General features: G+C 68.9%; 14 protein-coding genes. 6 read left to right on the top strand and 8 right to left on the bottom strand.

The window, feature by feature from the left end; all coding sequences use genetic code 11:
• Positions 1 to 7 precede the first annotated feature (7 nt).
• From A9X00_RS12305 to hsaA, 5 genes are all read right to left on the bottom strand, one after another.
• Positions 8 to 991 carry a CHAD domain-containing protein gene (locus A9X00_RS12305; RefSeq protein WP_067153277.1) on the bottom strand — a complete coding sequence of 328 codons (984 nt, stop codon included), beginning with the start codon at positions 989 to 991 and terminating at the stop codon, positions 8 to 10.
• Between the two features lie 144 nt (positions 992 to 1135).
• Positions 1136 to 1699, bottom strand: a complete 564-nt coding sequence (hsaB, locus tag A9X00_RS12300) for a 3-hydroxy-9,10-secoandrosta-1,3,5(10)-triene-9,17-dione monooxygenase reductase subunit (protein WP_067153275.1) — start codon at positions 1697 to 1699, stop codon at positions 1136 to 1138.
• A 12-nt stretch (positions 1700 to 1711) separates the two neighbouring features.
• Positions 1712 to 2614 (bottom strand): iron-dependent extradiol dioxygenase HsaC, encoded by a 903-nt coding sequence (gene hsaC, locus A9X00_RS12295; protein WP_067153272.1) that lies wholly within the window; start codon positions 2612 to 2614, stop codon positions 1712 to 1714.
• Positions 2611 to 3489: a 4,5:9,10-diseco-3-hydroxy-5,9,17-trioxoandrosta-1(10),2-diene-4-oate hydrolase gene (gene hsaD / locus A9X00_RS12290; protein ID WP_067153270.1), complete on the bottom strand. Its 879-nt coding sequence runs from the start codon at positions 3487 to 3489 to the stop codon at positions 2611 to 2613. Before hsaD ends, hsaC begins: the two co-directional genes overlap by 4 nt.
• Positions 3489 to 4673, bottom strand: a complete 1185-nt coding sequence (gene hsaA, locus A9X00_RS12285; RefSeq protein ID WP_067153269.1) for a 3-hydroxy-9,10-secoandrosta-1,3,5(10)-triene-9,17-dione monooxygenase oxygenase subunit — start codon at positions 4671 to 4673, stop codon at positions 3489 to 3491. The genes hsaD and hsaA overlap by 1 nt, the downstream gene beginning before the upstream one ends.
• 148 nt (positions 4674 to 4821) lie before the next feature.
• Between hsaA and A9X00_RS12280 the strand changes: the two genes are divergently transcribed.
• Both A9X00_RS12280 and A9X00_RS12275 read left to right on the top strand, forming a co-directional pair.
• Positions 4822 to 5904 (top strand): ferredoxin--NADP reductase, encoded by a 1083-nt coding sequence (locus A9X00_RS12280; RefSeq protein WP_067153268.1) that lies wholly within the window; start codon positions 4822 to 4824, stop codon positions 5902 to 5904.
• 28 nt (positions 5905 to 5932) lie between these two features.
• Positions 5933 to 6466, top strand: coding sequence for a hypothetical protein (locus tag A9X00_RS12275; protein WP_067153267.1), 534 nt, complete (start codon positions 5933 to 5935; stop codon positions 6464 to 6466).
• Positions 6467 to 6547: 81 nt separating this feature from the next.
• Here A9X00_RS12275 and A9X00_RS12270 read toward each other — a convergent pair whose 3' ends face one another.
• Together A9X00_RS12270 and A9X00_RS12265 are read right to left on the bottom strand one after the other, a co-directional pair.
• A complete protein-coding gene (locus A9X00_RS12270) occupies positions 6548 to 7393 on the bottom strand; it encodes a hypothetical protein (protein ID WP_067153285.1) in 846 nt (281 codons plus the stop codon).
• 111 nt (positions 7394 to 7504) lie between these two features.
• Positions 7505 to 9616 carry an acyl-CoA dehydrogenase gene (locus A9X00_RS12265; RefSeq protein ID WP_067153265.1) on the bottom strand — a complete coding sequence of 704 codons (2112 nt, stop codon included), beginning with the start codon at positions 9614 to 9616 and terminating at the stop codon, positions 7505 to 7507.
• A gap of 282 nt (positions 9617 to 9898) precedes the next feature.
• Here A9X00_RS12265 and kstR point away from each other — a divergent pair, with 282 nt between their 5' ends.
• Positions 9899 to 10498 (top strand): cholesterol catabolism transcriptional regulator KstR, encoded by a 600-nt coding sequence (gene kstR / locus A9X00_RS12260; protein ID WP_197515142.1) that lies wholly within the window; start codon positions 9899 to 9901, stop codon positions 10496 to 10498.
• On the opposite strand, the gene A9X00_RS12255 is transcribed toward kstR, so the two are convergent.
• Complete coding sequence (locus A9X00_RS12255) at positions 10495 to 11574, bottom strand: LacI family DNA-binding transcriptional regulator (RefSeq protein ID WP_067153264.1); 1080 nt, start codon at positions 11572 to 11574, stop codon at positions 10495 to 10497. The genes kstR and A9X00_RS12255 overlap by 4 nt on opposite strands.
• Positions 11575 to 11691: 117 nt before the next feature.
• Between A9X00_RS12255 and A9X00_RS12250 the strand changes: the two genes are divergently transcribed.
• Genes A9X00_RS12250 through A9X00_RS12240 form a run of 3 tightly spaced genes read left to right on the top strand, consistent with a single transcriptional unit; the run spans position 11692 to position 14278 of the window.
• Entirely contained in the window at positions 11692 to 12591 is a 900-nt protein-coding gene (locus tag A9X00_RS12250) for a metal ABC transporter solute-binding protein, Zn/Mn family (RefSeq protein ID WP_067153262.1), read from the top strand.
• Positions 12592 to 12599: 8 nt separating this feature from the next.
• Complete coding sequence (locus A9X00_RS12245; RefSeq protein ID WP_067153260.1) at positions 12600 to 13421, top strand: metal ABC transporter ATP-binding protein; 822 nt, start codon at positions 12600 to 12602, stop codon at positions 13419 to 13421.
• The gene (locus tag A9X00_RS12240) at positions 13418 to 14278 is read left to right on the top strand and encodes a metal ABC transporter permease (protein ID WP_067153258.1); all 861 of its coding nucleotides are present in this window, start codon (positions 13418 to 13420) and stop codon (positions 14276 to 14278) included. The genes A9X00_RS12245 and A9X00_RS12240 overlap by 4 nt, the downstream gene beginning before the upstream one ends.
• Positions 14279 to 14282 lie beyond the last annotated feature (4 nt).

Below are 14282 nucleotides of genomic sequence, written 5' to 3'. Positions count from 1 at the left end.
GCCGGCCCTAACCACCCCCCCGCCCCCCCCCCCCAACCCCACCCCCCCCCCACCCCCCCACCCCCCCCCCCCCGGGGGGCCCCCCCCCCCCCGGGGCCCCCGGGGGGGGGGGGCCCCCCCGGGACTGGCCGGCCGGCCCGGGGCTTAGCTGGAGGCGCGGTGCTCCCTGGTGGATTCCGCGTTGGCCGCCGGTTCGGGTGACGTCTTCTCGGCATTGGCGGGCGAGTTGCTGTTCGCGCGCGTACAGCATGCCGTAGCTGAAACCGTTCTCCCCCACCGTCGTTCCCGCGGCCAACGCCATCTGCCGAAGCGTCTGGGTGGCGACGACGGTGTCTTGGTGGTCACCGAGCAGGCTTTGAATCCGCTTGTAGTGCTTGACGGTCCGCTTGGCCCGCTTGTCCAGCGGCCTGCGCAGCTCGGCGGCATAACGGGCGCGCTTGGCGGCCTTGCGCGCCCGGTGCAGCATCTCGTTGTCGTCGGATCCCAGCGCCGCGGCCAGCCGCCGATCCGCCTTGCGTTCCGCGCGCCGGGCCCGCTTGCGCAGCGCCGCGGCCGAGATCTGTTGCGCGACGGGCGGTTCGTAGCGCCAACCGCGCAGCACGGTCAGCAGCGCGCGGTAGCGGTCGGAGTCCATCGCCTCGCTCAGCCGGGTGCGGGCGGGCTGCTCGATCGCCTGCAGGTCGTTGCGGATCCGCGACCGGACCGGGCCCAAAATCAGCTCGTCGGGCATGCCGTCCAACGCCTTGGCGAAGCGGCGCTCCTGGACCTCGCAATCGCGGACGTCGCCCAGTAGCGCCGCGAACCACTTCAGTTCGTCGTCGGCATCGCCGATGTTCGGCTGGTCCAGCAGTTTGGCGAACACGCGCAGGGTGCTCCGCAACCGCCTGATCGCAACGCGGGTGTCGTGCACGGGGTCTTCGCCCCCGCCGTGGCGCAGGTCCTCGTCGCCGTTTTCTATCTCGTCGATCTGAGCGTTGAGGTAATCGGTCAACGCTCGAGTGGCTGATGAGCGCATACCGCAACGGATGCCCGGTAGTCGGCGTCCGCCAAACATCGGCAGACGCTCCGCGAGCGTAACCACACTGCGAAAACGCGACCGAAATATCGCAGTGTGGTTACGCTCGCGGCCAAAAAACTACAGCCAGGTGTCCTGGGTGGTCGTGGTGAGGAACGCTTCCAGGTCGTCGCGCCACTGGGCGGGCGTCGTCTTGTCCGGTTCGATGCCGGTGTAGTCACCGCGATAGAACAGCAGCGGCCGCGGCTTGATCTTGGGAGCCTCCGACAGGGATTGCACGGCACCGAAGACCACGAAGTGGTCCCCGCCGTCGTGCACGGACGCCACCGTGCAGTCGATGTAGGCCAACGACCGGTCGATGATCGGTGAACCCAATTCCGAAGGGTGCCAGTCGATCCCGGCGAATTTGTCGGGCTCCTTCGAGCCGAACCTGGCCGACACGTCCTTCTGCTTTTCGGTCAGCACGTTGACGCAGAACCGGCCGCTGGCCTCGATGGCCTTCCAGGACCGCGACACCTTCGTCGGGCAGAACAGCACCAGCGGCGGATCAAGCGACAGCGCCGCGAACGACTGGCAGGCGAAGCCGATCGGCACGTCGTCGTGCACGGTGGTGATGATGGTGATCCCGGTGCAGAACTGACCCAGCACCTGCCGGAAGGCCCGCGGATCGATCTGTGCCGACATGATTGCCTCGGGCTAGGCTCGGAAGCCAACCGTGAAGTCGTGACCCCACAGGCTCACCGCGGTGCTTTCCCGGGCGATCCAGTCGTCGTCGGCCACTTGCCGCCCCTCGCAACCGAATTCGACGTCGAACCCGCTGGGCGTCTTCATGTAGAACGACAACATCAGGTCGTTGACGTGGCGTCCCAGCGTGGCCGACATCGGCACCTTGCGCCTCAGCGCCCGGTCCAGGCACAGGCCCACGTCGTCGGCGTTTTCCACCTCGACCATCAGGTGCACGATGCCGCTGGGCGTCTGTCCGGGCATGAAGGCGAGGCTGTGGTGGCGCGGGTTGCAGCCCAAGAACCGCAACCAGACGGGCGCCCCGTCGGCGGGCCGGCCCACCACCTGCGGTGGCAGCCGCATCGAGTCGCGCAGCTTGAACCCCAGCACGTCCCGGTAGAAGTGCAACGTCTCGACGTCGTCGCGGGTGGTCAGCACCACGTGCCCCAGGCCCTGCTCCCCGGTGACGAACTTGTGCCCGTACGGGCTGACCACGCGGCGGTGCTCCAGCGCGGCGCCGTGGAAAACCTCGAGACAGTTGCCGGACGGGTCGGAGAACCGAATCATCTCGTCCACCCGGCGGTCCGCGAGTTCGGCCGCGGTGGCCTCCTTGTACGGGGTGCCCTCCACGTCGAGCCGATTCCGGATCTCTTGCAGCCCTTCGGCGTTGGCGCATTCCCAGCCGGCCTCCGAGAGCCGGTCGTGCTCACCGGGCACGATGACCAGCCGCGCCGGGAAATCGTCCATGCGCAGGTAGAGCGCACCCTCGGTGGCGCCCTTACCCTCGACCATGCCCAGCACCTTCAGGCCATACTCGCGCCACGCCGCCATGTCGGTGGCCTCGATGCGCAGGTAGCCCAGCGACCGGATACTCATCGCGCGCCTCCCAGGAAATCAATGGTCAGCTTGTTGAACTCGTCGAACTTCTCCACCTGCGCCCAATGCCCACATTGCCCGAAAACGTGCAGCTGCGCACGCGGAATCGTCTTCAGCGCCACCAGCGCGCCGTCCAGCGGGTTGACCCGGTCCTCGCGCCCCCAGATCAGCAGCACCGGCTGGCGCAGCTGGTACACCTCGCGCCACATCATGCCGAGCTCAAAGTCGGCCCCGGCGAACGACATTCCCATCGCGCGCGTCGCGGTCAGCGATTCCGGCGTGCTGGCCAGCGCGAAGCGCTGATCGATCAGCTCCGGGGTGATCAGTTTCTGGTCGTAGACCATCACCCGCAGGAAGGCCTCGAGGTTCTCCCGGGTGGGTTTGACCGAGAACTTGCCCAGCCGTTTGACCCCCTCGGTCGGGTCGGGCGCGAACAGGTTCACGCTCAACCCGCCGGGGCCCATCAACACCAGGCGCCCGGCCCGGTCGGGGTAGTCGAGGGCGAACCGCACCGCGGTGCCCCCACCCAGCGAATTACCCACCAGCGGAACGCGTCCCAGGCCCAATTCGTCAAAGAGGCCCTTGAGGGCGCGGGCGGCGTAGCGGTTGAACTGCCCGTGCTCGGCGCGTTTGTCGGAGTGCCCGTAGCCGGGCTGATCCACGGCCAGCACGTGGAAATGCTCGGCCAACACCGCGATGTTGCGCGAGAAGTTCGTCCAGCTCGACGCGCCCGGACCGCCGCCGTGAAGCAGCACCACCGTCTGGTCGTTGCCTGTGCCGGCCTCGTGATAGTGCAGCTTCAGCGGCCCGTCCACGTCCACCTCGACGAAGCGCGAGGTGGACTCGAACGTGAGCTCCCCCGTCGTAGTGGTCATCAGACCATCGTGTCGCCGGGCGGCAACCCGAACTCGTTGTTCCCGAAGATCACGTAGGCCCGCTCGGGGTCGTTGGCGGCGTGCACCCGGCCGGCGTGGGCGTCACGCCAGAACCGTTGCACCGGTTGGTCGTTGGCCAACGCCGTGGCGCCGGACGCCTCGAACAGCCGGTCGATCGCGGCGATCGAGCGCCCAGTCGCGCGCACCTGGTCGCGGCGGGCGCGGGCCCGCAGCTCGAACGGGATCTCCTTGCCCGCGGCCAGCAGCGCGTACTCGTCGGCGACGTTGCCGGACAGCTGGCGCCACGCCGCGTCGATGTCGCTGGCCGCCTCGGCGATGCGGACCTTGGCGAACGGGTCGTCCTTGGCCTTCTCCCCGGCGAACGCCGCGCGGACCCGCTTGCCCTGGTGCTCGACGTGCGCGTCGTACGCGCCGTAGGCCATGCCGACGATCGGCGCCGAGATGGTAGTGGGATGCATTGTGCCCCAAGGCATCTTGTAAACAGGGGCGGTGTTGGTCGCATATCCGCCGGCGGTGCCGTCGTTCATCGCCTTGTAGGACAGGAACCGGTGCCGGGGCACGAAGACGTCCTTGACCACCAGCGTGTTGCTGCCGGTGCCCTTCAGGCCGACGACGTGCCACACGTCGTCGATGCGGTACTCGCTGCGCGGGATGAGGAAGCTGCCGAAGTCCACCGGCCGGCCGTCCTTGATGACCGGACCACCCACGAACGTCCAGGTGGCGTGGTCGCAGCCCGACGACCAGTTCCACGAGCCGTTCACCAGGTAGCCGCCGTCGGTGACGACGCCGGCGCCCATGGGGGCATAGGACGACGAGATCCGCGTCTTGGTGTCCTCGCCCCAGACTTCCTCCTGGGCCTGCTGGTCGAACAGCGCCAGGTGCCAGTTGTGCACTCCGATGATCGAGCTGACCCAGCCGGTCGATCCGCACGCGCTCGCGATCCGGCGCACGGCCTCGTAGAAGAGCGTGGGGTCGCACTGCAAGCCACCCCATTGCTCGGGCTGCAACAGGGTGAAGAAACCGATGTCCTCGAGCTCCTGGACCGTCTCGTCGGGCAGCCGGCGCAGGTCCTCCGTCGCCTGGGCGCGCTCCCGGATCCGCGGCAGCAGATCATCGATGGCAGTTAACACCGACTGCGCGTCACGCTGTTGAATGGACGTCACTTACGTTGCCTCCCGAGAGTACGGACTTAACACAGAAGACTAGAACACGTTCCGATTCGTGTCGAGCAGGGTATTCCTGCGGCTGGTAGCGGTATATATCCACTTTTCTGTAACATGTTCTAGTTGTGTCGAAAGGAAGGGACGGGTCTTGACGGAAGCGATTCCCGACGAACCGCTGGGTGACCACGTCCTCGAACTGCAGATCGCCGAGGTGATCGCGGAGACCGACGAGGCGCGGTCGCTGGTGTTCGCCGTGCCGGACGCACCCGGCGATCCGGGGATCCCGCCCGAGCGGCTGCGGTACGCGCCGGGCCAGTTCCTGACGCTGCGCGTTCCGAGCGAACGCACCGGCTCGGTGGCCCGCTGCTACTCGCTGTGCAGCTCGCCGTTCACCGACGACGCGCTCACGGTCACCGTCAAGCGCACCGCCGACGGGTACGCGTCGAACTGGCTGTGCGAGCACGCGCAGCCAGGCATGCGCATCCACGTGCTGGCGCCGTCCGGCAACTTCGTGCCCAAGACCCTCGATGACGACTTCCTGCTGATGGCAGCCGGCAGCGGGATCACCCCGATCATGTCGATCTGCAAGTCGGCGCTCGCCGAGGGCAGCGGCCAGGTGACGCTGCTCTACGCCAACCGCGACGACCGCTCGGTGATCTTCGCCGAGGCGCTGCGCGAGCTGTCGGCCAAGTACCCCGACCGCCTCACGGTGCTGCACTGGCTGGAATCGCTGCAGGGGCTGCCCAGCGCGACCTCGCTGGCGAAGCTGGCCGCACCCTATACCGATCGGCCCGTATTCATCTGCGGGCCGGGCCCTTTCATGGACGCGGCGCGGGTCGCGCTGGAGGAGCTGAAAGTGCCTGCGGCGCAGGTGCATATCGAGGTGTTCAAGTCGCTGGAGTCCGACCCGTTCGCGGCGGTCAAGATCGAGGACACGGCCGAGGGAGACCAGCCGCCGGCGACCGCGGTGGTCGAGCTGGACGGCGAGACGCACACCGTGTCGTGGCCGCGCAACGCCAAGCTGCTCGACGTGTTGCTCGCCAAGGGTCTCGACGCCCCCTTCTCGTGCCGGGAGGGGCACTGCGGCGCGTGCGCCTGCACCCTGCGGGGCGGCAAGGTCAACATGGAGGTCAACGACGTCCTGGAACAGCAGGACCTGGACGACGGGCTGATTTTGGCCTGTCAATCTCGCCCCGAATCTGATTCGGTAGAAGTCACCTACGACGAGTAGTCGCGTAGCGAACCGGAAGGGGGCGCGGATGAAGCGGCTGTTACCGGCATTTGCGGTCGTCGGGGCCATGCTGACGTTCCTGCCCAGTCCCGTCGCGTCGGCCGCGAGCAACGAGGCCACCAGCCTGTTCCCGCTGGACGGCCCCAACCAGCTGGAGACGCACGCCTTCCTCAACTGCATCAGGGCCGACGGCCACTGCGACTTCACCGTCGGCGCGGACACGCGCACGCCCGACGGTGTGACGGGATTCCCGCCCGGCCTGTGGGCCCGCCAGACCACCGAGGTTCGGTCGCCGAACCGGCTGGCCTACCTGGACACCCACGCCAACGGCCAGTTCGAAAGGGTCCACAAGGCGATGGGGTCCGACGAGATCACCACCGTCTACTTCGGTGAGGGACCGCCGGACAAGTACCAGACGTCGGGCCGCATCGACTCCGCCGACTGGCAGACCGGCCAGTCCAAGACCGACATCAGCGTGATCCTCTGCACCCACATCCAGGTGGTCTACGGCGGGGTCAACATCACCTCGCCCAGCACCTGCGCGCAGACGACGTTCTCTTAGCTTGGTTTCGCGAGCCTGTAAATCCGCAGACAAAGTGCGAGTAAGGGCCTGCAAAATTACAGGCTCGGCGAAATGGACGAGCTAGGGCCGCAAGCCTCGAGCCAGCAGCGCCCGCCTGACGCGCTCGATGATGTCCCCGGGCTTGTCCTCGGCGATCACGCGAACAACAATCCAGCCCATTTCGGCGAGCTTTCGCAGTCGCCGCTGATCATTGACGTACCGACGCCGATCGCTGCGGTGTTGGTCACCGTCATACTCGGCGGCCACGCCGAGCTCCGGCCAGCCCATGTCGAGTATCGCGAAATACTCGTATCCCTCGACCACAGGTATCTGGGTGACCGGTGCGGGAAAGCCTGCGTCGATTAGCAGGAGCCGCAGCCAGGTCTCCTTCGGCGAGGCGGCGCCGCCGTCGACGAGGTGCAAGACCGATCGCAGCCGTCGTATCCCCCGGGCGCCGGCGTAGCGCTTGGCGACCAGCAGCACATCCTCGATCGAGAACGGCTTTGCACGCATCAGCGCGTCGAGGCGGGCGACCGCCTGCCCGCGCGGCAGATACCGGCCCAAGTCGTAGGCCGTTCGCGCGGGAGTCGTGACCGGCAATCCCACGACGCGGGTGATTTCGTCGTCGGACAACAGCTGCGCACGCGCGACTATCCCCCGCGGTGGCCGCGTGTTCGACCACACCAACTCGATGGGGATGTCGGCGTCGACCCAATTGGCGCCATGTAACGCCGACGCCGCGACGCCCGCAACGACCGCCCCGCGCCGAGACCACAACCACGCCCCCTCGGTCCTGTGCCGCAACGAAAGTTGTTGACCCCGTTCGGCATACACCCCGGGAAAGATCGGCCGATACCACCGTTGCAGTTCATGGCGCGTCAAAACTCCGCGCGCGACGGCTTCGCTCCCGATCAACACTCCGGCCATGGCCGAATGGTCACCCATGGCACCGACAACTCGCCGAGCCTGTAAATCCGCAGACAAAGTGCGAGTGAGGGCCTGCAAAATTACAGGCTCGACGAAATGGAGCCGACGAAACTACCGAGGCAGGCCGAGCAGCCGCTCCGCGGCGACGGTGAGCAGGATCTGCTCGGTGCCGCCGGCGATGGTGAGGCAGCGGGTGTTGAGGAAGTCGAACACAGCCTGGTTGCTGACGAGGCCGCCGCCCTCCGCGACGTCCATCGCGTATTCGGCCAACGCCTGCCGGTAGCGGACACCGATGAGCTTGCGCACGCTGGACTGCGCGCCGGGGTCCCGGCCGCCCACGGCGAGCTGGGCGATGCGCTGGTCCAGCAGCGCACCCGTCTGCGCGGTTACGATCAACCGCCCCAAGCGATCTTGCTGGGAAACGTCGAGGTCGATCTCGGCCAGCGCCCTGAGCAGTTCTTCCATCGGGTTGCCCAGCGCGGTCCCAGAGGCCATCGCTATCCGCTCGTTGGCCAGGGTGGTCCGGGCCAGCCGCCAGCCGTCGTTCACCGTGCCGACCACCATCTCGTCGGGGACGAACACGTTGTCCAGGAAGACCTCGTTGAACAGCGCGTTGCCGGTGATCTCGCGCAGCGGCCGGATCTCGAGGCCCGGCGACTTCATGTCCACCAGGAAGTAGGTGATGCCCTTGTGCTTCGGGGCGTCGGGGTCGGTGCGCGCCAGGCAAACACCCCACCGCGCCTTGTGCGCGGCGGACGTCCACACCTTCTGCCCGGTGAGCAGCCAGCCACCCTCGCCGCGAACGGCTTTGGTGCGCAGCGACGCCAGGTCGGACCCGGCCCCCGGCTCGGAAAACAGTTGGCACCAAAGGAATTCGCCGCGCAGGGTGGCCGGCACGAAGCGCTCGACCTGTTCGGGCGTGCCGTGCTCGAGGATGGTCGGCGCCGCCCACCAGCCGATCACCAGGTCGGGGCGCACCACCCCGGCCGCCGCCATCTCCTGGTCGATCAACAGCTGCTCGGCCGGGGACGCGCCGCGCCCGTACGGCGGCGGCCAGTGCGGCGCCTGCAGCCCGGCCTCGGCCAACGCCACCTGCCGCTTTTCTTCGGGCAGCGCGGCGACCTCGGCGACGGCCGCCGCGATCTCCGGCCGCAGCCCCTCGACCTCGGAGAGGTCGATCCCCAGGCGGCGTCGCACCCCCGCCTGCGTCAGCTCGGTGATGCGGCGCAACCAACGCTCGGCGCCGCCCAGGAACCGCCCGATGGCATGCGCCCGGCGCAGGTACAGGTGCGCGTCGTGCTCCCAGGTGCAGCCGATGCCGCCGAGCACCTGAATGCAGTCCTTCACGTTGGCCTTCGCGGCGGCGATGCCGGTGCTCGCGGCCAGGGCCGCGGCGATCGAGAACTGGGCCTGATCGGACTCGGCCGCGGCCCGGGCGGCGTCGGCGGCCACCACCTCGGCCTGCTCGGCGCGGCACAGCATCTCCGCGCACAGGTGCTTGACGGCCTGGAAGCTGCCGATCGGCTTGCCGAACTGCTCGCGCACCTTGGCATAGGCGACCGCGGTGTCCAGCGACCATCGGGTGATGCCGGCGGCCTCGGCCGCCAGGACGGTCGCGGCCAGTTCCTCGACCCGCTGCCCCGAGTCCGCGACGACGGCGGCCGGCGCCGACGTCAGCACGACCCGGGCCAACGGCTGGGAGAAGTCGGTGGCGGGCAGCGGTTCGAGCTTCACGCCCTCGCCGCCGGAGTCGACGAGCAGCCACTTTCCGTCTGCGGGCAGGAGCACGACGGCGCCTTCCGTGGCGCCCAGCGCCCACGGCAGGGTGCCCGACGCGCGGGACGTCTGGCCGTCGAACCGCACGTCGCCTTCGAGCGCCAACCCGGCGAGGCGTTCCCCGGAGGCCAGTGCGGCCAGCAATTCGGGGTCCTCGACAACGAGGGTGGCCAGGGCCGTGACGGCGACCGGCCCGGGGACCAGCGCCTTGGCCGCTTCCTCGACCATCGCGCACAGATCCTCGATGCTGCCGCCGGCGCCGCCGCGGTCCTCCGGGATCGCCACCCCGAACAGCCCCAGGTCGGCCAGGCCCGCGAAGACCGGCCGCCACGCCTCGGGTTTGCCCTGCTCGACCTCGCGTACGGCCTCACTCGAACGCGAGCTTCGCGCCCAGTCGCGCACCAGCGCACGCGCCGCGAATTGTTCGTCGGTGACGGTCGCTACCACCCTCTGGGTCCTCCGCATGCTTGGTTCGGGCTGCCGGGGCACTCTGACTACTTGAAAGCCCACTAGAACGTGTTCTAATAGTGCCAGCGATCGAGCGTCAAGTCGACCGCCATTACAGCAGTACACGTGAGTTGTCCCTGCTGCGGGGAGGTGGGAAATTTACGCCCAGCATGCGTATCGTTTGCGAACGAGCCACCTCGAGAAGGAGCACGCCCTCAAATGTCGTCAGCCAACCCGAACGCGGCCGACGTTCCTGACTCGCAGCCACGCGAGGTCATGAACGTGGCGGTGCTTGCCGAGTCCGAGCTCGGTTCGGAGGCGCAACGGGAACGCCGCAAGCGCATCCTGGACGCCACTATGGCCATCGCGTCCAAGGGCGGCTACGAGGCGGTCCAGATGCGCGCCGTGGCCGACCGGGCCGACGTGGCGGTGGGCACCCTGTACCGGTATTTCCCGTCGAAAGTGCATTTGCTGGTGTCGGCCCTGGGCCGGGAGTTCAGCCGGATCGACGCGAAAACCGACCGCTCCGCGGTCGCCGGCGGCACCCCGTTTCAGCGGCTGAACTTCATGGTCGGCAAGCTCAACCGCGCGATGCAGCGCAACCCGCTGCTCACCGAGGCCATGACGCGCGCCTACGTCTTCGCCGACGCCTCCGCGGCCAGCGAGGTCGACCAGGTCGAGAAGCTCATCGACAGCATGTTCGCGCGGGCCATGTCCGACGGCGAGCCGACCGAGGACCAGTACCACATCGCCCGGGTGATCTCGGACGTGTGGCTGTCGAACCTGCTCGCGTGGCTCACCCGCCGCGCCTCGGCGACCGACGTCAGCAAACGGCTGGACCTGGCCGTGCGGTTGTTGCTCGGCGAACACCAGCCCGGCTAGGCCGGCGGTCCGGCGGTGCGGCCCCGGATCAGCTCGGTGTCCAGGAGTTCGACGACGGGTAGGCCCGTGCGCGGGGGCCTCATCAGCAGTTCGCCCGCCCGATGGCCCTTGCGCAGGCTGGGCTGCGCCACGGTGGTCAATCCGCGGCCGATCGCCTCGGGGACGCCGTCGAACCCGGTGATGCTCATCTGTCCGGGGACGTAAATGCCATGGGCGCGAAGGTAATCCATCGCCGACAGCGCCAGGATGTCCGCGGTGCACATCAGCGCCGTGATCCGCGGGTTGGCCTCCAGCGCGGCCTTGGCGGCGCCGCCGCCGGATTCGGGCAGGTGCTCGTAGCTCTCCACGACGGTCAGCGAATCCGGGTCGACGCCGGCGGCCGCCATCGCCTCCCACACGCCGACGATGCGTTCGCGTTGCACGTCGAAGGCCGGTGAGCGCAACCGGTCGGCGTCCACCAGGCCCTGCCGGCGCTCCCGGCCCAGCCGCATGGTCAGCAGGCCGATCTCGCGGTGTCCGAGCCCCAGCACGTAGTCGGCCAGCTCGCGCATCGCCGCCCGGTCGTCGATGCCCACCCGGGACACTCCCGCCAGGTCCTTCGGCTGGTCGACCACGACGACGGGCACCCGCCGTTGCAGCACCACCTCCAGGTAGGGGTCGTCGTTGCAGGCCGAATACACCACGAAGCCGTCGACCCCGGCCCCGAGCACCGCGGCGGTTCCGTCCTCGAGGCTGCGGCTCGCGCCGACGGCCACCAGCAGCAGGCCCTGACCGAGCTCCTCGCACGACTGCGCGACCCCGGCGACGAAATCCCGCGCCGCCGGATCGGAGAAGAAATAGGTCAGCGGTTCGGCCATCACCAGCCCCACCGCGCCGGCCTTGCGCGTGCGCAACGATCGCGCCACCGGGTCGGGCCCGGCATACCCCAGCCGCTTCGCCGTCGCGAGCACCCGTTCGCGTAGGTCGGCGGACAGTTGATCCGGCCGGTTGAAGGCGTTCGAGATCGTGGTGCGCGAAACCTTCAGTTCGTCGGCCAATGACGCCAGAGTCGCACGCCGACGCGGTGTGGGACTCACGCTCGGTGACGCTACAGCGGTTCGCCGTCGGCGCACACGATGAGGCGCTGCGCCACTTTCTAATGGAAACCATTTTCATTAGTATTATGGGTCGGCCGCGGGCGGGAGAGGACAGAAATGGCAGTCAAGATCGGGCGTCGGCTTTCGGCCGCCCTGATTGCCCTGACCGGCTTGGCCGCGCTCACCGGCTGCGCCGGTTCGGCGCGCGCGCAGGCGGCCACCGTGGTGGCATCCACCGAGGTTTGGGGCAGCGTGGCCAGCGCCGTCACCGGTCGTCATGTCGCCGTCAAGTCCATCCTGACCGGCTCCGACACCGACCCCCACTCGTACGCGGCGAGCCCATCGGACGCCGCCGCCATCACCGCCGCCGCGCTGGTCGTCTACAACGGGGGCGGCTACGACCCGTGGGTGGACCAGGTGCTGGACCGGCATCCGGGCATCAAATCGGTCGACGCGTATTCATTCGTCGCCGCGGGTAGCGGGGCACCGCCGAACGAGCACGTGTTTTACGACCTGGGCGTCGCCAAGTCGGTGGCCTCCTCGATCGCCGACCGGATGGCCGTCATCGACCCGGCCAACGCCGCCGACTACCGGGCCAACGCCGCCGCGTTCGGCCGCGCCGCCGACGCGATCGCGAACTCCGAGCACGCCATCGCCGGCGCGTATCCCGACGCCGGGGTCATCGCGACCGAGCCCGACGTGGACTACCTGCTGGCCGCGTCGGGCCTGGTGAATCGCACCCCGGCCGCGTTCGCCGCCGCCAGCGAGAACGAGACCGATCCGTCGCCGGCCGACATGGCCAAGGTGCTCGACATGATCAAGCATCGGCAGGTCTCCGCGCTGCTGATCAACCCGCAGACGTCCAGCTCCGCGGTGAACGGGCTGCAGGACGCCGCGCGGCGCGCAGGCGTGCCGGTCACCGAGGTGAGCGAAACGCTGCCCGACGGCACCGACTACCTGACCTGGCAGCGCAACACCGTCGACCAACTGGTGGCCGCGCTGCGGTCGAGCCGGTAAGCCCGGCCGTGACTGTCGAAGCGGTCCCGGCCGTCCACGGCCATGCCCACACCGTCTCGCTCTCCGGCGCCCGGCTGGCTTTCGGCGACCGCGTCCTGTGGGACCACCTCGACCTGTCGGTGCGGCCCGGCGAGTTCATCGCCGTGCTGGGCCCCAACGGCAGCGGCAAGACGTCGTTGCTCAAGGTCCTGCTCGGGCAGCTGCCCCTGAGCGGCGGCGTCGCGCTGGTCGACGGCCGGCCGATCACCTCCGGCAGCCCCAGCATCGGCTATGTCCCCCAACACCGCCCGATCGATCGCGAGGTGATGCTGCGCGGCCGCGACCTGGTGCGGCTGGGCATCGACGGGCAACGGTGGGGCGCCGCGCCGCTGCGATCCGCCGAGCGGGCCCGCCGCCGCGCGGCCGTGTCCGACGCGCTGCGCCAGGTCAACGGCGAACAGCTGGCCGACGTCCGGGTCGGCGTCATGTCGGGCGGTGAGCTGCAGCGGATACGCATCGCCCAGGCGTTGGTGAGCGACCCGATGCTGCTGCTGTGCGACGAGCCGCTGCTGACCCTGGATCCGGCGAACGCGAAGCTGGTGTCGGCGCTGATCGACCGGCGCCGTCGCGACGCCGGATCCACCGTCATCGTCGTCACCCACGAGATCAACACGATCCTGCCGTACGTGGACCGGGTGCTCTACCTCGTCAACGGCCGCTTCGAGATCGGCACCGTCGAGCAGGTGATGACGAGCGAGACGCTCTCGGCGCTCTACCGCGCCGACATTCAGGTGGTGAAGGTGCGGGGTGGCTACGTGGTGGTCGGCGAGCCGGACGGGTGCGGTGGATGAACCACCGGCTCGCCGACATGCTGCACCACCTGTTCTCCTTTGATCTCACCGCCGACCTGCTCCGCCACGACTTCGTCCAGCAGGCGCTGGCGGCGGGCGCGTTGCTGGGGTTGGTGGCCGGACTGATCGGGCCGTTCATCGTGATGCGGCAGATGTCGTTCGCCGTGCACGGGTCCAGCGAATTGTCTTTGACGGGAGCGGCTTTCGCGCTGCTGGTCGGGTTCGAGGTCGGGGCGGGGGCGCTGATCGGCAGCGCCCTGGCGGCGGCGCTGTTCGGGATTCTCGGCCAGCGGGCCCGCGAGCGCGACTCGGTGATCGGCGTGGTTTTGGCGTTCGGGATGGGCCTGGCGGTGCTGTTCATCCACCTCTACCCCGGGCGGACCGGGACCGCCTTCGCGCTGCTGACCGGCCAGATCGTCGGCGTCGGCTACACCGGCCTGACCATGCTGGCGCTGGTCTGCCTGCTCGTCGTCACCGTACTGGGCACGTGCTATCGCCCGCTGTTGTTCGCCACCGTCGACCCCGACGTCGCGGCCGCGCGCGGTGTCCCGGTTCGCGTGCTGGGCATCGTGTTCGCCGCGCTGGTCGGCGTGGTGGCCGCCCAGGCCGTGCAGATCGTCGGGGCGCTGCTGGTGATGTCGCTGCTGATCACGCCGGCGGCCGCGGCGGCGCGGGTGATCGCGTCCCCGGCGGGTGCGATCGTGGCCTCGGTGGCCTTCGCCGAGGTCGCGGCCGTCGGCGGCATCGTGCTGTCGCTGGCGCCGGGCGTGCCGGTGTCGGTGTTCGTCGCGACGATTTCCTTTGCCATCTACCTGTTTTGTTGGCTGCTCGGGCGACGCCGCGAGGCCCCCGCTTAGCGCC

This window comes from Mycobacterium sp. 1245805.9 (genome assembly GCF_001672915.1).
Taxonomy (GTDB): Bacteria; Actinomycetota; Actinomycetes; order Mycobacteriales; family Mycobacteriaceae; genus Mycobacterium.
Note: the sequence above shows the minus strand (reverse complement) of the source record. Positions and strands in the feature narration are given on the sequence as shown.